Source organism: Ochrobactrum sp. C6C9 (assembly GCF_022627935.1).
Lineage (GTDB): Bacteria > Pseudomonadota > Alphaproteobacteria > Rhizobiales > Rhizobiaceae > Brucella > Brucella teleogrylli.
Genome location: NZ_JABXGB010000007.1, coordinates 138297 through 158390, shown reverse-complemented (window position 1 = coordinate 158390; position 20094 = coordinate 138297). Strand labels below are relative to the sequence as shown.

The window sequence follows — 20094 nt, the reverse complement described above, 5'->3', positions numbered from 1 at the left end:
CTTTGCCCCTATTGGGCTTCATTTAGTCTGGCGACCGGGAAATCCCGATCAGAACATTTCGCTCGGGTCGAAGTTGACGATCACTTCCGACCATGAATCATATTTGTCGACGGGCAGATTATACGGGGCGCAGCGTGCAACCGCGCGCTTGGCGCTTTCCGCCGCCGCGCGACCAACGCCGTCGCCGCCACCGCCCGATGTCACTTCCGGGACGCCCTGAATGGAGCCGTCCTGATTCAGCTTCATCTTCACGGTCACAACCAGTCCCGGCGCATCGGCCACACCAGCTGGCACGTTCCAGCACTTGGAAATCGCACCGCGCAGCGCATCCATTTCACTCTGGCTCAGCTTCGAGCCGCCGGTATTCTTCTTGCCGCCGAGCGAAGCCTGATCGGTCGAACGTTTCGCGCCACCACCGGAAGCCTTCTGCTTGTTGAGAAGGGCTGCAACCTCATCGGCAATCGCATCCTTCTTCGACTGCGAGGTCTGCGATGCGGACTGCGTCGGCTTCTTTTCTTCCGTCGGCTTGCGATCCGGCGTCTTGGCGGTCTGCGCCTGGGGCGGCTTCGGCTTGGACTGCGGCGCGGGAACATTGTCCGGCAGCTTCGGCGTGTTCGCATCCGGCGTTTCGGCCTGCTTTTCGATGGCTTCCGCCACCGGGTCAGGCTTTACTTCCTGCTTCGGTTCAGGCTTGGCCTGCATTTCTGTTGCGGGAACCGGCGTCGGCTTTTCTTCCGGCTTTGGTTCGGGTTTTGGCTCCGGCTTCGGTTCCGGCTTTTTCACCGGTTCCGGCTGGGCTTTGGGCTCTTCCGCCGCCTCGATAGGCTTTGCCTTGGTATCGGGCTTCGGCGGGGTCGTGGTGTCTACGTCCTGATCGCCGACATTCTGGGCATCGGGAACGGTCTGCGGCTTGGTGGTCGGGATCGGCGCAGACTTCTCCTTCATGGGTGCCGTCTTTTCGCCCTGCTGAATTTGCGTGATGGATTCAATCGGCACGATGTCGACCGGGAACGATTCCGAATCCTGCACGTCGAAAGCCTTCGGCGAGGAAAAGGAAAAGAGCCCCAGCGCAATGACGATGGTATGGAGCGCTACAGAAGATGTCAGGCCAGCCTTCATGATGGCGTCAGCTATCCTGCTCCTGGAGAGTCACAAGGCCGATATTCTTGAAACCGGCGGCGGAAATGCGGGCCATGACCTTCATGACGGTGCCGTAATCGGCAGCCTTGTCACCGCGCACGAAAATGCGCTCGTCATACCCCGTCTTGGAAATGGCCTGAAGCTTCGGCACAACCTCTTCGATCGGAATTTCGGTTTCCTGCAAGTAGATCTTGCCCTCATTGCTGACCGAAACGGTAATCGGTTGCGTATCGGCGTTCATCGCCTTGGCCTGCGTATCCGGCAGGTCAATCGGCACGCCAACCGTCAAAAGCGGCGCAGAGACCATGAAGATGATGAGCAGCACCAGCATTACGTCGACGAACGGCGTAACGTTGATTTCACTCATCAATGCTTGTCTGCGACCGCGCCTGCGGCGTCCGCCCGACTGCATTCCATTTCCGACCGACATGCCCATTGCAAAATTCCCGAAAGCTCGATTTGCCGTATTCGCTGGAAGGCGCTTAGCTGCGCGGCGTCAGCTTCTCATCAATTTGGCGCGACAGTATGGCGGAGAACTCATCCGCAAAACCCTCAAGTCGTCCGCCGATCTTGCCCGCATCGGACGAGAGCTTGTTGTAGGCGATAACGGCCGGGATAGCGGCAAGAAGACCGATGGCCGTCGCGAGAAGGGCTTCGGCGATACCCGGCGCCACAACCGCAAGGCTGGTATTCTTGGAGGCCGCGATGGCCTGGAACGAGGTCATGATGCCGACAACCGTACCGAACAGACCGATAAACGGCGCCGCGGAACCGATGGTGGCAAGGAAGCCGAGGCGCGATTCCATCTTTTCGCTTTCACGCGCCAGCGCGACATCCATCGCCTTGTCGATACGCATCTGAAGGCCGATGGGGGAACGCGCGCCCTTTTCGAAGGATTTCTTCCATTCGCGCATGGCGGCCATGAAGATCGACGCCATGCCGGTGGTGCGGCGTTCGCCGAGATTGCGATAGAGTTCTTCCAGAGACTGGCCCGACCAGAAAGCCTGTTCGAAGCGGTCGATGGCGCGGCGTGCGCGGCTATATGCGATCACCTTGTCCACGACGATAGCCCAGGTCCAGACCGAAGCGCCAAGCAAGCCCAGCATGACCAGCTTGACCACCCAGTTTGCCTGCATGAACAGGCCCCAGAGGGTAACATCGGCGGCGGGGGCCGCTAACGCAACATTTTCCATCGATCCACCGTTTCGAGGTTCTTGCCGGTCCGACACCCGGACCGCAGACCCCAACCTTCTCTGTCTTTAGGCATTTCCATCCGCAGAGCTGTTTCGTACTTCTGCTGGAAATATCCTGTTTTTGAATCCAAACGCCCGGCACGGGACCGGGCGGCATCGCAAATCGTCACGGATCGCCCTTTGATGCGGGTGATCCAAATCTGCGCAGCTTTACGTCTTGTTCGATGCAGTTGGATCAGGAAAAACGCTCGGCACTTTTCCCGAAACTGCTTCAAGCGCTGTTCGCACATCCAGGCAGGACATGCAGACATTCGCATCGCAACCGCCCCAAAGCACACATGCCGGATTTACAACTTTAAATCCCTACGGCGCTTGTTACGGTTAATTTTGGTGAAAGGAAGGCGCTGCGCTTGCCGCCTGCCCTTCAACCGATTCCGTCAGGATGATTAATCGGAGATTATGGTTAAAGATGCGTTAGCATTTGCACCAATAACGGCCCAGGATGCCAAATTCGGTCATCAAATGAGCCAGCGCTTTAAAAATAAACGCGATAGGCGCACCCTCAATTCTTGGGAGGGCGGCAGAAAATCAGCGTCCCTTGGTAAACGCTTCGCGCCACTCGTCCGGTATCCGGCGCGGGTGGCCTTCCTTGGTGATCATCACCGCTTCCACTTTCGCTTCCGAAAGCAGGCGCCCTTCGCAGGTGATTGTCTGCGCCATGATGACCCGCGCGCCGCGTATTTCGCTGACACGCGTTTCAATCAGGATCAGATCGTCCATCCGGGCCGGAGACTTGTAATCGATCTCCATGCGCCGCACGACCCAGACCATTTCTTCACCAAGCGCACCTTCGGCAAGCTCGATATGGTGCACGTCCTGCAAGCGCAAGAAGTCGGTGCGTCCGCGCTCGTAAAATTCCAGATAGCGCCCGTGATAGACAAAACCTGAAAAATCCGTGTCGGCATAATAGATGCGCGCATAAAGGTGATGCGCCCCGTCTTTCAGCGCACCCGATACGCCTTCAAGCGCCGCATGGTCGTTTCGATCAGTCCCGGTTGTCTTAGTCATTGTCTTCCATGAAGAGGCCGAATTGCGCCTGCTGGATGATTTCGGCGGGCGCAGGCAATCCCAGATGCTGCCACGCAATCGCCGTCAGAACGCGACCGCGCGGCGTACGCTGCAGAAAGCCCTGCTGGATGAGATAGGGTTCAATAATGTCTTCAATCGCATCGCGCGGTTCGGAAAGCCCCGCCGCGATGGTTTCGATCCCGACTGGACCACCGCCGAAATTGCGCGCGATGATATTGAGGTAACGCCGGTCGAGCTGGTCGAGGCCGCGATTATCCACTTCAAGCCGCGACAGCGCTTCATCGGCAATCTTGCGGTCGATGACGTCGCTACCGGCGACCAGCGCGAAATCGCGCACACGGCGCAGCAGGCGTCCGGCGATGCGCGGCGTGCCTCGCGAGCGGCGCGCGACTTCCAGCGCACCATCCGGCGAAATGCCCATCTGCATGATGCGCGCGCCACGGCGCACGATATATTCGAGTTCCTCGACGGTATAGAAATTGAGCCGCACCGGAATGCCGAAGCGGTCACGCAACGGCGTGGTCAGGAGACCAAGACGCGTCGTCGCCGCAACCAGCGTGAATTTGGCAAGATCGATCTTTACCGAGCGCGCTGCCGGGCCTTCACCAATGATCAGATCGAGCTGGAAATCTTCCATCGCCGGATAGAGAATTTCTTCCACAGCGGGGCTCAGACGATGAATTTCATCGATGAAGAGCACGTCGCGCTCTTCGAGATTGGTCAGCAGAGCCGCCAAGTCGCCAGCCTTGGCGATGACCGGGCCGGAGGTGGAGCGGAAATTGACGCCCAGCTCCTTGGCCATGATCTGCGCCATCGTCGTCTTGCCGAGACCGGGAGGTCCGACGAACAGCACATGATCCAGCGCTTCGCCGCGCACCTTGGCCGCTTCGATGAAGACCTTGAGATTGGCGCGCGCCGTTGCCTGCCCCACGAAATCGTCAAGCGTCTGCGGGCGCAGCGTATTGTCTTCGTCCACGCGTTTGTCGGCATCGATGAGAGGGTTGCGGTCGCTCATGCCTTCCTCCTCGCACGAACATATCGCCGACACAAGCTAATCACCGCGACAATTCCTTCAAACCAAGCCGGATGAGCTTTGCCGAATCGGCATCCTCGCCCGCTTCTTTCAGCGCAGCCGCGACGGCATTCGCCGCCTGATCGCGCGAATAACCGAGATTGGAAAGCGCCGACACGGCATCCGCGACGGGGGCCGGGGCCGCACCGGCTCCAAGCTCCTGCTTGAGCCCGATGGTGCCGCTCGCCTCACCAGCGAAAGCCGGGGCCTTGTTCTTCAATTCGGTGACGATGCGCTCCGCCACTTTCTTGCCGACGCCCGGCGCACGCGACACCATGGCGATGTCTCGCAGCGCAATCGCATTGGCGAGTTCCGACGGCGACAATGTGCCAAGCACGGCCAGAGCCACCTTGGCGCCGACGCCCTGCACATTTTGCAGCAGGCGGAACCACTCACGCTCAAGCTGATTGGCGAAACCGTAAAGGCGGATCATGTCCTCGCGGACATAGGTTTCGATGAACAAAATGGCCGCCTCGCCCGCTCCGCCGAGATTGCCCAGCGTGCGCGCCGAACAAAACGCCACATAGCCGACGCCATGCACGTCGATGACGGCATGATCCTCGGCAATTTCATCGATCACGCCCTTAAGCTTGCCGATCATTCCGGTTCTACCCCGCTAACAACGCCTGCATCCGGCGGGCGCTTACAATGCTCTGACGATGATGGGCATGGCAAATCGCAATAGCCAACGCATCGGCGGCATCGCTCGTATCGAACGACGCACGCGGCATCAGCACTTTGACCATCATGTGAATCTGTTGCTTTTCGCCGTGACCGACGCCGATCACCGCTTTTTTGACCGCATTCGGCGCATATTCCGCCACCGGTAGACCTGCCTGGGCCGGTGCCAGCAGCGCGATGCCGCGCGCCTGGCCAAGCTTGAGCGTTGCGGTCGCATCCTTGTTGACGAAAGTATGTTCGACCGCAGCTTCATGCGGCATGAATTCATGCAAGACTTTGGAAAGCCCCTCATGCAACTGGCAAAGACGCGAGGCGAGATCCATCTCGGCATTCGACGTCACCGTGCCCGAGCCGATGAAGTGCAGCGAATTGCCAAGCGATTCGACAATGCCCCACCCCGTGCGGCGCAGGCCCGGATCGATGCCAATAATGCGAATCGTTTCTTTCATAAGCGAACCCTATCCTCAGACGGATTCACTTGACAGCAGAAAAGTGAACAAAAGAGAAACATGCGCCGAGAGCACGGTCGGGGCAGCGCAGATTTCGGTTATGACGACCCGAAAATGGTGGGCTTTGAGAACCGGAGCGCAGCGTACATAAGGTACGTGAGCACCGGAAGCGGAAAACAACGCCATTAGCAGGCCGTCAAAGCCGAAATACCAGCTGTCCCTTAAGACGCGCCGAAAGCCGTCTTCAGCAACACAATCTGTTCGGAAACCGGGTTGTCGTGCGGATTGGCCTGCAAGGAAACCACATCGCCATAGACTTCGCGGTCCATGCGGCGCACGCGCGCCTGCAAACGCATCGAGCGTTCCACGAGTTCGCCAAAGGCAGCAGGCAACTCGTTCCAGCCCGGCGCGCCTTCTCCCGCCGATGGCGTGTCGAGACGCACCTTGGCCTTTTCGGCAGACACCTGCTGGCGGTTCATTTCACCGTTGCGGGCGGCGCGCTGGAGCAGCAGCCAGGAAGCGATCTGCATGAGACGGGTGGTGAGGCGCATTGATTCGGCGGCATAAAGGGTTGCGGCAATCCGTGACAGGTTGCGCGCTTCTTCACGGCCTTCACCGTCGAGATAGCTTGCCGCTTCCTCGACCATATCCATGCCCTGGCTGTAGATCGGCTTGAACGAATCCGAGAAGACCATGCGCTCCGCGAGGCTGATCATATTGCTCGGCATCTGTCTCTGTTCGCTAATCACTGCTCTGCCACCTTGCGTGACCGCCTGCATCGGCGGCCCATTCCGTTGCCCGCATCCATCCGAACAATGGACGCGACTGAAAATTGCTGAACCGTCTTTCGATCACGCAGGACGTTCGGACGGAACTGTCATGACAAACAAGTCCACGATAAACTGCACCTTCATGCACGGTCGCGCAAGATTATGTTTAACGTTCGGTTAACATTTTCAAGGGGTAGTTAACTATCCCTGCAAGCAGAACGGGTCGAACCGGTTTCCGGTTCCCCTCATGCGTTTAAACGCTGGCGGCTAGAGCCTTGCAGGCACAAAAAAAGAGCCGCAATGGCGGCTCTCAGGAGTTTAACAGGGAGGCGTCAAACAGAGTGGCAAAACCACTCGGTAAGAATCCAGCCGAACTGGATGTAAATGATTAAACCCTCTTAAGATTAATGAATGGTTAATTTTGAGTTGGACCTGTGGAAAATGCCAGCGGGACGGCCGCGCAGAAAGAAAAAGCCGCCCGAAGGCGGCTTTTTATCAATAGCGCTGCAGCGCTGGCTGCGGCTTCGGTCCTGACTGCATCTTCACCGGCTCGGCGGCAGGCACAACAGGCTTGCCAGATTTGGCAGCCGCACCGTTCTTGCCCCAGCCAATTGTCGGCAGCCACTCCAGATAATAGGCCAGCGCGAACTGCATCACGATACCGGTTGCGATCAGCAGCGTGTCGTAAGGCAGACCACCCGGGTTCACGAGCTTCATCACCTGCGCCACCATGGCAAGCAGCGTGCCTGCGATGAACACCGGCAGCGAATGCTTGCCGAGGATGGCGAGCGGATTATCCGGCGCGGTGCGGGCAATATTGTTCAGCGTCGGCACAACGGCAATGAGATAAGCCATCGCCAGAATGTGCAGCAGACGGGGGCCCGACAGGAAAGTCTTGTCGAAACCGGTGATGACCATCGGCAGGCCCATCGAGGCATCGATCCCCCAAAGCGGAATGCGGACCCAGGCCAGCGCCAGCACCAGATAGCCAACGGCAAGGGCGATCAGCGCCGGATGGTTGGGCAACTGGCCGCCGCGGCGCACATGCATCACGCCTGCAATGCCGATGGCAAACAGGAACTGCCAGGAAAGCGGATTCAAGAACCAGACGCCTTCCGTCGGATAATTGATCGGCGCGACGTTATAAAGTCCCGACAGGAACCACACTACGCCCGAGACACCCAGCATCAGGGGCAGGCTGATGCGCGCCAGCAGTAGCAGGATCGGCGTCAGGACCAGCATGACGGCATACATCGACAGGATGTTGTTGTAGCCCAGCTGATGGCCCAGCGTTACGAGACCGAACAGCGATTCCACCGGGTGCTTGAGCAACGGCTCGATATTGATTTCCTTGAGCAGCTCGGCGCGCTTCAGGAAAATCGCAGCGGAAGCAAAGATGGCGATCGTCGCCATGGTCGTCATGATGTGGGCCGTATAAAGCACACCCGCACGACGCCACATCTTCAATGTCAGCAGAAGGCGGCTACCGGGGCCGAACTTGCCGCCATAGGCCAGCGCCACGGCCATGCCGGAAATCAGCACAAAGGCTTCCGCAGAATCGGAGAAGCCGAGATTCTTGTGCGTGAAATGCTCGTAGATGGTGCCCGGCACGTGGTTGATGAAAATGGTCAGCAGGGCAAGTGCACGAAACACGTCAATGCGCGTGTCGCGCACCTTCGCGGTCGGCGCGGGCATCGCTTCTCTAGCGGTCGCAATCGTCATTTACCAGCCTGTCTGTCTCTGCTGGAAAGCACCGGCGCTTGGGACCGCGACGCTCTCCAATATCTCAAGTTGCAGCTCTCCGAATGGGAGATCGGATGAAAGCCACATGCTTCATCGGGGCGTTTATTGCCCGACGTTTGATGGGCCTTATATACCCATTAATCCCGGCAGAACGGGGTTGGTTCCGATCAACTTTCGTTCCAGTGGATAACATAATGCTAAGCGGCTATCGGATTTCTCCGGCAGGGCTGCCACGACGCGCGCGCAGCGCTTGCTCTTGGCCCGTTGGATCGCATACACGCATCAGGACAATTAGCCAGGCGCCTATTTGCGCCAAAACAAATAGATAGAGCGCTGCATCCGTTTCGGATAAACAGAACTTCACTCTTGCCCGAATTCCATCATGTTTTTCTCGTTAGGCTTCGCCCCATGAACAAGTCCGCTCCCAAGACAGAACCCGAACGCTGCCGCATCGTGCTGGTCGCCCCGCCGACTGCCGATAGCGCGGTTTTGGCCAGACTTTTGACGGAAGCGCTTTCCGGCGGCGATGTCGCAAGTGTGATTCTCGACACCGGCGATCTGGATGAAGCAACCTTTCAGGCCGTCGCCGCAAAGGCAGTGCCGATCATCCAGGAAAAGGGTGCAGCCGCCCTCATCTTGAACGATACGCGCATTGCTGGCCGTGTCGGCGCCGATGGCGTGCATATTGAAGGCAAAGCGGCTGAGCTTGCAGACGCCATCGAAAAGCACACGCCGAAAATGATCGTGGGCACCGGCAATCTGCGCGACCGTCATGGCGCGATGGAAATCGGCGAATTGCAGCCGGACTATATTTTCTTCGGCAAGATCGGCGCGGACAACAAGCCGGACGCACATCCGCGTAATCTTGCGCTAGCCGAATGGTGGGCGCAAATGGTCGAAATCCCCTCCATTGCGCAGGCTGGCAACACGCTTGAAAGCATCATCCCGGCAGCCGAGACTGGCGCGGATTTCGTGGCGCTCGGTCGCGCCGTGTTCGAGGCGGAAGATCCGGCGAAAGCGGTTGCGGAAGCAAACCGCCTTCTCGATGAACACGCGCCGCGTTTTGAAAACTAAGCCAACGCATTCCATTCCCAAGGTCTTGTTGATGCCCACGAAGAGCAAACTTCTTCTCGCTGCCGCTTTGACATTCGCGCTGCCTGCCCTGCCGGCTGCCGCTGCAGGCGAGCCTGCGAAAAGCCAGAGCGATAGTGCCAAGGGTACTCACAAGGACAAGAAAAGCGACAAGCCCGCGAAGCAGCCGGTGATGCTGCCACAGCCCGCGACGACGGACCCGATGCCCGCCATCGATCTGAGCCGCTTCGGCGACAAGCCTGCCGACGAGGCCTTCGGCGCTTTTCAGCGCGGGCTTTATCTGACCGCCTTCAATCTGGCGAAACCGCAGGCCGAAAAAGGCGATCCGGCTTCGCAGACGCTGATTGCCGAAATGTATGCGCGCGGCATGGGCATCCCTGCCGACCAGAAGCTCGCAGCCGAATGGTATGGCAAAGCCGCCGAAAAGGGCATCACCGAGGCGCAGTTCCGCTATGCGGCGCTGCTGCTACAGGGCACTTACGTCAAGAAGGATCAGGCCAAGGCCGAAGCCCTGATGCAGAAGGCAGCCGAAGGCGGCAATGCCATGGCCCAGTTCAACTGGGGCCAGATGCTGATGGTGAAACATCCAGGCAAACCCGGCCTCGATCTTGCTTTCCCATGGTTCGAGAAAGCGGCGGAGGCAAAGCTTGCCGACGGCGAATATGCGATGAGCCAGATCTATGCCAATGGCACCGAAAAGATCGCCCGTGACGACAACAAGGCCCGCACATATCTGATCCGCGCGGCGCGCAAAGGTTATGACACGGCCCAGTTCGATCTTGGGCGCTGGCTGGTGGAGGGCCGTGGCGGCGACAAGGACTATGAACAGGGCTTCCGCTGGATTCAGATTGCCGCCGGGCGCGGCATGGTGATGGCGCAAGTCTGGCTTGCCCGGCTTTATCGCGACGGGATCGGCACCGATGGCGATTCCGTGAAGGCAGCGGCATGGTATATCATTGCGCAGCGCGCCGGTTTTCGTTCTCCCGACCTCAACGATCTGATGGACGGATTGGCCGATGATCAGATCAAACAGGCTATCGAGACGGCTAACGATCTCAGAGTTCGCTAGCAATTCTGACGATTCTACGTCTCCAAAAGATTCTCTTTTCGTGCTCAGGCTTGCACAAAGCGCCGTTTTGTGGTCTTGGAGACGCGATTATCGCGGTTCGAGTATAGACGCCTGCGCAATCTCTCGACAAAGCGGGCGATTGCCCGTTCGCTGTCATGTGACGAACCGCAATTGGTTTCAATTCATTCCGGATCAAGCTCATGAAGATCAATGGTAACGAAATCCGTCCCGGCAACGTCATCGAACATGACGGCGGGCTCTGGGTTGCCGTCAAGACCAACGCCGTCAAGCCCGGCAAGGGCGGCGCCTACAATCAGGTCGAACTGAAGAACCTCATCACCGGCACCAAGCTCAACGAGCGTTTCCGTGCCGCTGAAACCGTCGAGCGCGTGCGCCTCGAGCAGAAGGACTTTTCGTTCCTCTATGAACAGGGCGAAGCGCTGATTTTCATGGATACGGAATCCTACGAACAGCTCGAACTCCAGAAGGATTTCGTGGGCGACCGCGCTGCCTTCCTTCAGGACGGCATGATGGTCACCGTCGAACTCTACGAAGAAAAGCCGATCGGCATTCGTCTGCCGGATCAGGTCACGCTGGCAATCACCGAAGCCGATCCAGTCGTCAAGGGCCAGACCGCAGCCTCGTCCTACAAGCCCGCCGTGCTTGAAAACGGCATCCGTATCCTCGTTCCGCCCTTCATCGCTTCCGGTGAGCGCGTGATCGTCGACACCAATGAACTGACCTACGTCAGCCGCGCTTAATCCAGCGCCCGTCTTTTGCGATGCCCCAACGGGCATCGCAGCTTGTCGCGATTGTACCGCGACTGTTCTTTCTCAGATTGCTCAATTCCTCGAAAGCCTGTGTGCGTGCACGCGCCTCGGATTTTCAAGGATCTGTTTAACTGCACGATCCACGCCCATATCCACGCCTTTTCGATGGCCGTGGGATCTTGCCAAAAAGGATAAAGAAATGGCCCGCTCAGCCCTTCTTAACGTTATGGTACAGGCCGCTATGAAAGCTGGCCGTAACCTTGCCCGCGACTTCGGCGAAGTCCAGAATCTTCAGGTATCCCTCAAGGGCCCCGGCGACTATGTCAGCCAGGCGGACCGCAAGGCGGAACAGATCATCTATACGGAATTGAGCCGCGCCCGCCCGGATTTCGGCTTCCTGATGGAAGAATCCGGCGAGGTGGAAGCCAAGGACGGACAGCATCGCTGGTTGATCGATCCGCTCGACGGCACAACGAATTTCCTGCACGGTATCCCGGTTTTCGCAGTCTCCATCGCTCTTGAGCGTCAGGGACAGATCGTAGCTGGCGTCATCTATAATCCGGCCATGGACGAGCTTTACACTGCCGAACGCGGTGGTGGCGCTTTCCTCAATGATCGTCGTCTGCGCGTTGCAGCCCGCACCAAGCTGGTCGATACGGTGATCGGCACCGGCATCCCGCATCTTGGTCGCGGCCATCATGGCCATTATCTGGTCGAACTGCGCAATGTTATGGCCGAAACAGCCGGTGTCCGCCGCCTGGGCGCTGCCGCACTCGACCTTGCTTATGTCGCCGCCGGTCGCCTCGATGGTTTCTGGGAAGAAGGCGTCAATCCATGGGATATCGGCGCAGGCATGCTGATGATCCGGGAAGCTGGCGGTTTCGTCTCCGATAAGGACGGCGGACAGAACATGTTCGAAAAGAAGAACATTGTTGCTGGGAACGAAGCCGTTCAAGCAGCACTTCTCAAGACGATCAAGAAGCCGATCTGATCCAGACCAAACTCCATCTGATGAAACCTTATTCAGCGCGCCACCGGCGCGCTGAAGTTTTTTACAGCTCATTTTTTCCTGCTCAGGCGATTCCGCTTCCCCAATTTATGAAGTAGGCTCTCCCTCAAACAGCCGACGATGGAGCGGAACGCATGAGTGACTTTAGGGAACCGAGAACACGTCTGGATGAGGGACGCGATTATGACCCCTATCGCCTGAGCAGCCCGCGTATCGTTATATTATCCATGGTGATCTTCCTCATCATCGTTGCCTTTCTGGCAGCGGTGCTGATGCGGCAGATCCATACTTTCTTCGTTACCAATCCCGGCCTAAACGGCCTCATTCTCGGCGTCCTGCTGGTCGGCATATTGCTGGCTTTCGGGCAGGTTCTGCGCCTTTTGCCCGAAATTCGTTGGGTCAATTCCTTCCGCGATGGCGACCGCGACGGCACCACCCGCCCGCCGGTCCTGCTTGCGCCGATGCGCGCGCTGATCGGACGTCGGCAATCGATGGCGCTGACGACCACGTCAATGCGCTCGATCCTCGATTCCATCGCGACACGCCTTGATGAAAGCCGCGACATCTCGCGTTATCTCATCGGGCTTCTGGTTTTCCTCGGCCTGCTCGGCACGTTCTGGGGCTTGCTAGAAACGGTTGGCTCCATCGGGCGCACCATCCAGACGCTGGACCCAAGCTCTGGCAGTACCGGCGATGTGCTAGATGCGCTGAAGGCCGGTTTGCAGGCGCCGCTGTCCGGCATGGGCACCGCTTTCTCGTCGTCGCTGTTCGGTCTGTCGGGTTCGCTCATTCTGGGCTTCCTCGACCTGCAGGCGGGCCGCGCCCAGAACCGTTTCTATACCGAGCTCGAAAACTGGCTTTCCTCCGTGACCGATCTTGGTTCCGACCTCAACGCCGAAAATGGTCAGGCAGGCGAACTGCATGCATTGGCCGAGCGGCTGAAGACGCAGGGCGGCGATTCCACCCAGCGCACGACGGCTGCGCTCGCCAATCTGGCCGAGGGTATTCAGGGTCTGGTGAAAAGCATGCGTAGCGAACAGCAGATCATGCGTGACTGGGTGGAAAAGCAGGCTGACGAGCAAAAGGCTATCCGCCAGACGCTCGACCGGCTGTCCAAGGCCATTGGCGCGACGTCGCACGAACGCAAGTCTGATCGCAACGATACACATCAAAGCGATAAGGCGGAGTAAGGCTCATGGCTCTTGCCCGCAACCGCCGCCAGCAAAGACATGTCGATTACTGGCCGGGCTTCGTCGATGCGCTGACGACGCTGCTTCTCGCCATCATGTTTCTGCTCACAGTCTTCGTGCTGGCGCAGTTTCTGCTCAGCCGCGAGGTCAATAATAAGGACAGTGTGCTGGCCCGCCTCAACAGCCAGATTCAGGAACTGACCCAGCTACTATCGCTGGAGAAGAGCAATTCGCAGGACATGCAGGACACCATCGCCAATCTGCAAGCCTCGCTCTCCTCTGCCGAAAGCGAGCGTTCGCGCCTGCAAACGCTGCTGAACGAGGGCAGCGGCGCGGGTGCTGCTGCAGAAAAGCGCGCCGGTGAACTGTCGGAAAGCCTTGACGCCGAAAAACAGGTCAGCGCCCGCGCGCTCAGTCAGGTGGAATTGCTGAACCAGCAGATTTCCGCCTTGCGCCGCCAGATTGCGGCACTGGAAGACGCGCTCAACGCATCAGAAAGCCGCGACCGCGAATCGAACGCCAAGATTGCCGACCTTGGCAAGCGCCTCAATGTGGCGCTGGCCCAGCGCGTGCAGGAACTGAACCGCTATCGCTCCGACTTCTTCGGGCGCTTGCGTGAAATTCTCTCCGACAAGGACAATATCCGCATTGTCGGCGACCGTTTCGTCTTCCAGTCGGAAGTGCTGTTCCCGACGGGATCGTCGGACATCAACCCGGCTGGCGAAGTGGAGATGAAGAAGCTCGCCGACGCGGTAATCGAGCTGAACAAGGAAATCCCGGACGATATCAATTGGGTGCTGCGCGTGGATGGCCACACCGACAATGTGCCGCTCGCCGGTACGGGACGTTTCCGAGACAATTGGGAGCTGTCTTCGGCCCGCGCGACGGCGGTCGTCAAATTCCTGATCGCCAATGGCGTTCCGGCCAACCGCCTCGTGGCGGCAGGCTTTGGCGAGTATCAGCCGCTGGAAGCCTCGGATTCACCTGATGCCCGCGCCCGAAACCGCCGCATCGAGTTGAAACTGACCGAGAGGTAAACAAAAGGGACGTAAAAGCATTTCCAGCAAAAGTGCGAAGCGCCTAAGCAGGGAAATCAGTCCCCCGGACTGATTTCTGTTCCTGCTTCGATGCGTTCGGAAATGCGTATGGATAAAGCGCCCCTTTCTTTCGAGCCCCGCTTAGTACACCCCTGCCCCGACTTCGAATTGCAGCTTGGCCAGACGCGCATAGATGCCGCCGCGCTCCACAAGGCTCTGATGGGTGCCTTCTTCGACGATCCGGCCTTTATCGAGCACAAGAATGCGATCCGCCTTCAGCACCGTTGCAAGACGGTGCGCGACCACCAGCGTCGTGCGTCCCTGCATCAGCCCGTCGAGAGCCTTCTGCACCAGCATTTCGCTTTCTGCATCGAGCGCCGAGGTGGCTTCATCCAGCAACAGGATCGGCGCGGCGCGCAGGATGGCGCGAGCAATGGCAATACGCTGGCGCTGTCCGCCAGACAATGTTACCCCGCGCTCACCGACTTCCGTGTCATAGCCATTGGCGAGCGCCATGATGAAATCATGCGCCAGTGCAGCCTTGGCTGCAGCCTCGATTTCCGCATCGCTCGCACCCGGCCTGCCGAAGCCGATATTGTCGCGGATCGAGGTCGCAAAGATCGCCACATCCTGCGGCACCATGGCCACGCGCCCGCGCACGGCTGCCGGATCGGCCTCCGGCAAGGCAACGCCATCCATCAGCACCTTGCCGGACTGCGGATCATAATAACGCATCACCAGCGAAAACACCGTGCTCTTCCCCGCACCGGACGGGCCGACAATGGCAACCGTTTCGCCGGGTTTGACCGCAAAGCTCACGCCATTCAGCGATGGCGCATCAGGGCGCGTCGGATAGGAGAAATAAACGTCATCGAAGACGATCTCACCACGCGCCGGCTCCCGCAAGGAAACCGGATTGCGAGGCGCTGAAATGTCCGGGTCTTCATCCAGAATTTCAGCCAGACGCTCTGTTGCACCGGCCGCCTGCGCCAGTTCACCGCCGACTTCCGAGAGGGCGCCGAAGGCGCTGGCCGCGAAAACCGCATAGAGCACGAACTGACCGAGCGTGCCCGGCGACATGGTGCCGGACAAAACATCGCGCGAGCCGAACCACAGCACCGCAACCACGCTGGAAAAAATCAGAAAGATGGCGAAGGCCGTCAGCACCGCCCGCGCCTTGATGGACGAGCGCGCCGCCTGATAGGCGTTTTCCACGGCATGGGCAAACCGCCCGACCACCATGTTTTCATTGGTGAAGGCCTGCAAGGTGCGCATCGCGCCAATCTGCTCGCTGGCATAGGCATTGGCATTGGCGAGCATATCCTGCGTCAAACGCGAGCGGCGGCGCACGGAACGCCCGAAAGCGATCAGCGGTACGACGATCACCGGAATGGCTGCAATCACCAGCACGGAGAGTTTCGGGCTTGTGACAACCATCATGGCCAGTGCGCCGACACCCAAAATGACATTGCGCAGCGCGACCGACGCGGTGGCACCCACCACCGATTTGATCTGTGTCGTATCGGCGGAAAGCCGCGACACGATTTCGCCAGACTGCGACCGGTCGAAGAATTCCGGCGAAAGCGCTGTCACATGCGCGAAGACCGCATTGCGCAAATCGGCCACGACCCGTTCACCCAGAGAGATCACGAAGAAGTAACGCAGCCCCGACGCAACCGCCAGAACCAGCGCCAGCAGCACCAGCATCCCGAAATAATTGTTTACGAAAATGGCGTTGGCGCCGGTGAAGCCGTGATCGATCATGCGGCGCAGCGCGACCGGCACTGCGAGCGTCGTGACGGCGGCCAGAACCAGCGAAAAGAGAGCGCCGATAACCAGCAGCTTATAGCGGGCGACGAACGGAACCATGCGCCGCAGAGGCTTGAGGGAGCGGCGCTTGCGCGCCTCGTCTGCATTCGATTCCGGATTCACACCAGTTGGATTATTATGATCGGCCATTCTTGAGATTGTGCCCTTGTTATTGCCGTGCGCCTGATGTATAGGCTCGGCAACCCTTTTGGAAGCCGTCACCTGCGGGTGATGGGTCTTCGTAAATGCCATTGGGCGAAAGTGCCGCAGTTTTGACATTCAGGCTGCGCTTTTCTTCCAGACTTTCAGGCCAGACTATCAGGATTGAGAAGATGAAAGCCAATATCCATCCCGACTACCACACCATCAAGGTCGTGATGACCGATGGCACCGAATACCAGACCCGTTCGACCTGGGGCAAAGAAGGCGATACGATGAACCTCGATATCGACCCGACCACCCATCCGGCCTGGACTGGCGGTTCGCAGACCCTGCTCGATCGCGGCGGTCGCGTTACGAAGTTCAAGAACCGTTTCGGCAACCTCGGCATCTAATACCAGGTTACCTATTCGGAAAACCCCGCTTCGGCGGGGTTTTTTATTGCCTGCACTTTGCCAGAAGCAGGCAATAAAAAACTCCCGGACAAACTTGTGTTTTGACCGGGAGCTTCGATAGTGCATGAGCGGCTATAATCAGGCGCTGAGCTTTTCCATCACTTCGTCGCTGACTTCGAAGTTGGTGTAGACGTTCTGCACGTCGTCATCGTCTTCCAGCGTGTTGAGAAGCTTGAGAACGGAGCGGGCCTTTTCTTCGTCCAGCTCGGTATTGGTCTGTGGCTTCCAGATCGTCTTGATCGATTCGGCCTCGCCAAGAGCAGCTTCAAGCGCCTTCGACACTTCGCCGATATCTTCGAATGCGCAGATGATGACGTGTTCTTCTTCGCCGGATTGCACATCCTCGGCACCAGCTTCGATAGCCGCTTCCATGACCTTGTCGGCATCGCCGACAGAGGACTTGTAGACGATTTCGCCAACGCGATCGAACATGAAGGAAACCGAACCGGTTTCGCCCAGCGCGCCACCAGACTTGGTGAAGGCTGCGCGGACGTTGGACGCGGTGCGGTTGCGATTGTCGGTCAGCGCTTCAACGATAACCGAAACGCCACCGGGGCCGCGGCCCTCATAGCGCACTTCATCATAGTTTTCGCCGTCATTGCCGGCGGCCTTCTTGATGGCGCGCTCAATGTTATCTTTCGGCATCGACTGCGCTTTGGCGTTCTGAATCGCCAGACGCAGGCGCGGATTCATCGTCGGGTCAGGCAGACCCTGCTTGGCGGCGACGGTAATCTCGCGTCCGAGCTTGGAAAACATTTTCGACCGCACGGCGTCCTGACGGCCCTTGCGGTGCATGATGTTCTTAAACTGTGAATGGCCAGCCATGGCACCCCTGTTCTGTTCTAATCGTCGCGCACGGAAAAGCGTTACGCATGAACAAACAATCTCACGCAGAGAGTATCACACAAGCGGGGCCGCAAGTCCGGCCACAATGCTTTCCGTGCAGAATGGCGGCGTTATAAGGAATTGAGCCTCATTCGTCCAGCAAAAGCGCGGATCGAGGCCCTCACCTGTCAAAAAATTCAATAAGGCTCGACCCGGGCGACAAAGCAGCTTATCGATAAAATCATGAATCAACGCCCGCAAGCCCCATCCCCGAAGGCCCCGAACGAGACCATCGCTGCCCGTATCAGCCGGGTTCTGGCTGACCGTATCATCGAAGGGGAAATCGAGCCGGGCACCAAATTGCGGCAGGATCACATCGCCGAAGAGTTCCAGACCAGCCATGTGCCGGTGCGTGAGGCGTTTCGGCGGCTGGAAGCGCAGGGGCTGGCCGTTTCGGAGCCGCGCCGGGGTGTGCGCGTCGCCTCCTTCGACATTGGCGAGATTCGCGAAGTGGCGGAAATGCGCGCAGCGCTCGAAGTGCTGGCTTTACGGCATGCGGCGGCGCACATCACCCGCGCCACGCTTGATGCTGCCGAACGCGCCACGCTCGACGGCGACAAATCACGGGACGTGCGAAGCTGGGAAGACGCCAACCGGCGCTTTCACCGGCTCATTCTGGAACCATGCCGGATGCCACGCCTGCTTGCCGCCATTGACGATCTGCATGCGGCCAGCGCGCGGTTTCTGTTTGCGACCTGGCGGTCGGAGTGGGAAGCACGCACCGATCACGATCACCGGGCGATTCTCGATGCCCTGCGCAAGAACGACATCGACCACGCCGCCGCCATTCTCGCCCGTCATGTGCAATGGATTGGCCACCGCCCGGTCAGAACGGCCTCCGGCAAGATGCGCGATTCCTTTGCGATTGTCGGTTAAAGCACATCCCGAAAAGTGCAAAGCGGTTTTCGGATAAGATGTGCGCCGAAAACAATTAGCTAGCGCGGTTGCGACGACTCAATCGTCGCTGGAACCGCTCTAGCGCCAGAATTCCGGGATAGTTTCTTCCAGACGCGCGCCGATGCGCAAAGGTGCTGCCTTTTCGGCAAGGCCGGTGCGGTCGGAGATTTCAATACCGACACCGCAAATGGTCGCCGGACCATTGGCTGCTTCAAAACGCCCCTTCGGCACCTTGGACAGAAAGCGGTTGAGCGGCTCTTCCTTGTCCATACCAAGTGACGAATCGTAATCGCCGCACATGCCCGCATCCGACATATAGGCCGTGCCATTGCGCAAGATCTGGCAATCGGCGGTCGGCACATGCGTGTGCGTGCCGACGACAGCACTCGCACGGCCATCGACGAAATGGCCGAAGCACTGCTTTTCGCTGGTTGCTTCCGCATGGAAATCGAAGAACACGGCATCGGCCTGCTCGCCCAGCGGACAGGCTTCAAGGATCTTCTCCGCCGCGATAAACGGATCATCCAGATCGGGATGCATGAAGACGCGCCCCATGACATTGGACACGAGCACGCGCGCGCCGTTCCTGGCGATGTAAAGTCCCTCGCCCTTGCCTGCCGTTCCTTTCGGAAAATTGGCCGGGCGTAGGAAGCGGTCCTCGCGCTTGGAGAAATCGAGCGCCTCGCGCTGATCCCAGACGTGATTGCCGGTGGTCACGACATCCGCGCCAGCGCGGATCGTTTCATGAAAAATCTCTTCGGTAATGCCAAAACCGCCCGCGGCGTTCTCGCCGTTGACGATCACGAAGTCCAGCTTCAGATCGGAAATCAGCCCCGGCAGCTTTTCATAAACTGCCGTGCGCCCCGACCGGCCCACCATGTCACCAAGAAAAAGCAATCTCATGAGATGAGCCTTATAAGCCTGCGCCCAGCGAACGCAAGCCGCTCTCCGTCAGTATCTGGTTGAGCGCGATATCGTGCGGCTCGTCGGGCACATGCTCCACTTGCTGACAATCATAGGCCATGCCAATGAGCAAGGGCTGCAAACCACGTTCGGCAAACCGTGCCAGCGCGCGATCATAATGTCCCGCACCATAGCCCAGACGATGCCCGCGCGGGTCGAAACCGGCAAGTGGCATCAGCATGATGGTCGGGTCCACCAGCGGCGCTCGTGCATCGGGACCCATCGTGCCGAACCCTGTCTGCACAAGCTGCGCATCGGGCAGAAACTCGCGGAAGGCAATGGTTTCCTTGTCCAGCACCACCGGCAGGCAGAGCCTTGCGCCCTTGCCGCGCAGGACGGACAGAAGCGGACGCGGATCAATTTCAGAGCGGATCGGCCAATAGCCCGCCACGAGCGTTCCCTTGGGAATGACCAGCGCCTCTTCGCCGTGTTTCGCAGCCGCGAGCGAGGCTTCATACTGGTAACGGGGTTCCAGCGCATCGCGGCGGGCAAGCACGGCACGCCTGAGCGCCTGTTTTTCCTGACTGCCATCCGGAGCCGCTGCTGCCATCCCCAAAACCTCTCCATTTGCATAATCCGACTGTAACAGTGGAACCGCAATGAGACGATCCGTCAAGTGATG

21 protein-coding genes are annotated in these 20094 nt (G+C 58.9%); 8 read left to right on the top strand and 13 right to left on the bottom strand.

The features are described 5' to 3' along the window. Nucleotides 1-48: 48 nt before the first annotated feature. The 9 genes from HWD97_RS07865 to HWD97_RS07825 form a co-directional block, all read right to left on the bottom strand. Nucleotides 49-1119, bottom strand: coding sequence for a cell envelope integrity protein TolA (locus tag HWD97_RS07865; protein ID WP_109369747.1), 1071 nt, complete (start codon nt 1117-1119; stop codon nt 49-51). 7 nt (nt 1120-1126) lie between these two features. Further along, nucleotides 1127-1576, bottom strand: a complete 450-nt coding sequence (tolR, locus tag HWD97_RS07860) for a protein TolR (RefSeq protein WP_109369748.1) — start codon at nt 1574-1576, stop codon at nt 1127-1129. Nucleotides 1577-1622: 46 nt separating this feature from the next. Next, on the bottom strand, nt 1623-2333 hold the full coding sequence (tolQ, locus tag HWD97_RS07855; RefSeq protein ID WP_078339480.1) for a protein TolQ: 711 nt from the start codon (nt 2331-2333) through the stop codon (nt 1623-1625). Between the two features lie 588 nt (nt 2334-2921). Further along, the gene (locus tag HWD97_RS07850; protein ID WP_109369749.1) at nt 2922-3401 is read right to left on the bottom strand and encodes a YbgC/FadM family acyl-CoA thioesterase; all 480 of its coding nucleotides are present in this window, start codon (nt 3399-3401) and stop codon (nt 2922-2924) included. Beyond that, nucleotides 3394-4437 carry a Holliday junction branch migration DNA helicase RuvB gene (gene ruvB, locus HWD97_RS07845; RefSeq protein WP_371834922.1) on the bottom strand — a complete coding sequence of 348 codons (1044 nt, stop codon included), beginning with the start codon at nt 4435-4437 and terminating at the stop codon, nt 3394-3396. Before ruvB ends, HWD97_RS07850 begins: the two co-directional genes overlap by 8 nt. 40 nt (nt 4438-4477) lie before the next feature. Then, complete coding sequence (ruvA, locus tag HWD97_RS07840) at nt 4478-5095, bottom strand: Holliday junction branch migration protein RuvA (protein WP_109369751.1); 618 nt, start codon at nt 5093-5095, stop codon at nt 4478-4480. Between the two features lie 7 nt (nt 5096-5102). Further along, nucleotides 5103-5624, bottom strand: a complete 522-nt coding sequence (gene ruvC, locus HWD97_RS07835) for a crossover junction endodeoxyribonuclease RuvC (protein WP_002964793.1) — start codon at nt 5622-5624, stop codon at nt 5103-5105. Nucleotides 5625-5845: 221 nt separating this feature from the next. Next, nucleotides 5846-6352: a DUF1465 family protein gene (locus HWD97_RS07830; RefSeq protein WP_109370310.1), complete on the bottom strand. Its 507-nt coding sequence runs from the start codon at nt 6350-6352 to the stop codon at nt 5846-5848. A 537-nt stretch (nt 6353-6889) separates the two neighbouring features. Then, nucleotides 6890-8089 (bottom strand): OpgC family protein, encoded by a 1200-nt coding sequence (locus HWD97_RS07825; protein ID WP_109370311.1) that lies wholly within the window; start codon nt 8087-8089, stop codon nt 6890-6892. A 456-nt stretch (nt 8090-8545) separates the two neighbouring features. On the opposite strand from HWD97_RS07825, the gene HWD97_RS07820 reads away from it, so the two are divergent. The 6 genes from HWD97_RS07820 (at nt 8546) to HWD97_RS07795 (ending at nt 14304) form a co-directional block, all read left to right on the top strand. Beyond that, a complete protein-coding gene (locus tag HWD97_RS07820; RefSeq protein WP_109369752.1) occupies nt 8546-9211 on the top strand; it encodes a thiamine phosphate synthase in 666 nt (221 codons plus the stop codon). A gap of 31 nt (nt 9212-9242) precedes the next feature. After that, on the top strand, nt 9243-10298 hold the full coding sequence (locus HWD97_RS07815) for a tetratricopeptide repeat protein (protein ID WP_109370312.1): 1056 nt from the start codon (nt 9243-9245) through the stop codon (nt 10296-10298). Nucleotides 10299-10498: 200 nt separating this feature from the next. Continuing rightward, on the top strand, nt 10499-11059 hold the full coding sequence (gene efp, locus HWD97_RS07810; RefSeq protein WP_109369753.1) for an elongation factor P: 561 nt from the start codon (nt 10499-10501) through the stop codon (nt 11057-11059). A 208-nt stretch (nt 11060-11267) separates the two neighbouring features. Then, nucleotides 11268-12059: an inositol monophosphatase family protein gene (locus tag HWD97_RS07805; RefSeq protein WP_109369754.1), complete on the top strand. Its 792-nt coding sequence runs from the start codon at nt 11268-11270 to the stop codon at nt 12057-12059. A gap of 152 nt (nt 12060-12211) precedes the next feature. Further along, the gene (locus HWD97_RS07800; RefSeq protein WP_109369755.1) at nt 12212-13267 is read left to right on the top strand and encodes a MotA/TolQ/ExbB proton channel family protein; all 1056 of its coding nucleotides are present in this window, start codon (nt 12212-12214) and stop codon (nt 13265-13267) included. A gap of 5 nt (nt 13268-13272) precedes the next feature. Then, complete coding sequence (locus tag HWD97_RS07795) at nt 13273-14304, top strand: peptidoglycan -binding protein (RefSeq protein WP_109369756.1); 1032 nt, start codon at nt 13273-13275, stop codon at nt 14302-14304. A gap of 141 nt (nt 14305-14445) precedes the next feature. Here HWD97_RS07795 and HWD97_RS07790 read toward each other — a convergent pair whose 3' ends face one another. After that, nucleotides 14446-16365 (bottom strand): ABC transporter transmembrane domain-containing protein, encoded by a 1920-nt coding sequence (locus tag HWD97_RS07790; protein WP_371834921.1) that lies wholly within the window; start codon nt 16363-16365, stop codon nt 14446-14448. A gap of 80 nt (nt 16366-16445) precedes the next feature. Here HWD97_RS07790 and rpmE point away from each other — a divergent pair, with 80 nt between their 5' ends. Then, entirely contained in the window at nt 16446-16667 is a 222-nt protein-coding gene (gene rpmE, locus HWD97_RS07785; protein ID WP_078339491.1) for a 50S ribosomal protein L31, read from the top strand. 138 nt (nt 16668-16805) lie between these two features. On the opposite strand, the gene HWD97_RS07780 is transcribed toward rpmE, so the two are convergent. Further along, nucleotides 16806-17552: a YebC/PmpR family DNA-binding transcriptional regulator gene (locus tag HWD97_RS07780; protein WP_078339492.1), complete on the bottom strand. Its 747-nt coding sequence runs from the start codon at nt 17550-17552 to the stop codon at nt 16806-16808. Between the two features lie 243 nt (nt 17553-17795). Between HWD97_RS07780 and HWD97_RS07775 the strand changes: the two genes are divergently transcribed. After that, nucleotides 17796-18488, top strand: coding sequence for a GntR family transcriptional regulator (locus HWD97_RS07775; RefSeq protein WP_109369758.1), 693 nt, complete (start codon nt 17796-17798; stop codon nt 18486-18488). 99 nt (nt 18489-18587) lie between these two features. Here the strand turns inward: HWD97_RS07775 and HWD97_RS07770 are convergent, their stop codons facing one another. Together HWD97_RS07770 and HWD97_RS07765 are read right to left on the bottom strand one after the other, a co-directional pair. After that, nucleotides 18588-19412 (bottom strand): TIGR00282 family metallophosphoesterase, encoded by an 825-nt coding sequence (locus tag HWD97_RS07770; RefSeq protein WP_109369759.1) that lies wholly within the window; start codon nt 19410-19412, stop codon nt 18588-18590. A 10-nt stretch (nt 19413-19422) separates the two neighbouring features. Then, entirely contained in the window at nt 19423-20022 is a 600-nt protein-coding gene (locus HWD97_RS07765) for a 5-formyltetrahydrofolate cyclo-ligase (RefSeq protein WP_109369760.1), read from the bottom strand. Between the last annotated feature and the right edge of the window lie 72 nt (nt 20023-20094).

Bases quoted from the DNA above. Each gene is read 5' to 3' on its own strand.
- HWD97_RS07865 (WP_109369747.1), bottom strand. From the start codon at position 1,119: ATGAAGGCTGGCCTGACATCTTCTGTAGCGCTCCATACCATCGTCATT.
- tolR (WP_109369748.1), bottom strand. From the start codon at position 1,576: ATGGGCATGTCGGTCGGAAATGGAATGCAGTCGGGCGGACGCCGCAGG.
- tolQ (WP_078339480.1), bottom strand. From the start codon at position 2,333: ATGGAAAATGTTGCGTTAGCGGCCCCCGCCGCCGATGTTACCCTCTGG.
- HWD97_RS07850 (WP_109369749.1), bottom strand. From the start codon at position 3,401: ATGACTAAGACAACCGGGACTGATCGAAACGACCATGCGGCGCTTGAA.
- ruvB (WP_371834922.1), bottom strand. From the start codon at position 4,437: ATGAGCGACCGCAACCCTCTCATCGATGCCGACAAACGCGTGGACGAA.
- ruvA (WP_109369751.1), bottom strand. From the start codon at position 5,095: ATGATCGGCAAGCTTAAGGGCGTGATCGATGAAATTGCCGAGGATCAT.
- ruvC (WP_002964793.1), bottom strand. From the start codon at position 5,624: ATGAAAGAAACGATTCGCATTATTGGCATCGATCCGGGCCTGCGCCGC.
- HWD97_RS07830 (WP_109370310.1), bottom strand. From the start codon at position 6,352: ATGCCGAGCAATATGATCAGCCTCGCGGAGCGCATGGTCTTCTCGGAT.
- HWD97_RS07825 (WP_109370311.1), bottom strand. From the start codon at position 8,089: ATGCCCGCGCCGACCGCGAAGGTGCGCGACACGCGCATTGACGTGTTT.
- HWD97_RS07820 (WP_109369752.1), top strand. From the start codon at position 8,546: ATGAACAAGTCCGCTCCCAAGACAGAACCCGAACGCTGCCGCATCGTG.
- HWD97_RS07815 (WP_109370312.1), top strand. From the start codon at position 9,243: ATGCCCACGAAGAGCAAACTTCTTCTCGCTGCCGCTTTGACATTCGCG.
- efp (WP_109369753.1), top strand. From the start codon at position 10,499: ATGAAGATCAATGGTAACGAAATCCGTCCCGGCAACGTCATCGAACAT.
- HWD97_RS07805 (WP_109369754.1), top strand. From the start codon at position 11,268: ATGGCCCGCTCAGCCCTTCTTAACGTTATGGTACAGGCCGCTATGAAA.
- HWD97_RS07800 (WP_109369755.1), top strand. From the start codon at position 12,212: ATGAGTGACTTTAGGGAACCGAGAACACGTCTGGATGAGGGACGCGAT.
- HWD97_RS07795 (WP_109369756.1), top strand. From the start codon at position 13,273: ATGGCTCTTGCCCGCAACCGCCGCCAGCAAAGACATGTCGATTACTGG.
- HWD97_RS07790 (WP_371834921.1), bottom strand. From the start codon at position 16,365: ATGGCATTTACGAAGACCCATCACCCGCAGGTGACGGCTTCCAAAAGG.
- rpmE (WP_078339491.1), top strand. From the start codon at position 16,446: ATGAAAGCCAATATCCATCCCGACTACCACACCATCAAGGTCGTGATG.
- HWD97_RS07780 (WP_078339492.1), bottom strand. From the start codon at position 17,552: ATGGCTGGCCATTCACAGTTTAAGAACATCATGCACCGCAAGGGCCGT.
- HWD97_RS07775 (WP_109369758.1), top strand. From the start codon at position 17,796: ATGAATCAACGCCCGCAAGCCCCATCCCCGAAGGCCCCGAACGAGACC.
- HWD97_RS07770 (WP_109369759.1), bottom strand. From the start codon at position 19,412: ATGAGATTGCTTTTTCTTGGTGACATGGTGGGCCGGTCGGGGCGCACG.
- HWD97_RS07765 (WP_109369760.1), bottom strand. From the start codon at position 20,022: ATGGCAGCAGCGGCTCCGGATGGCAGTCAGGAAAAACAGGCGCTCAGG.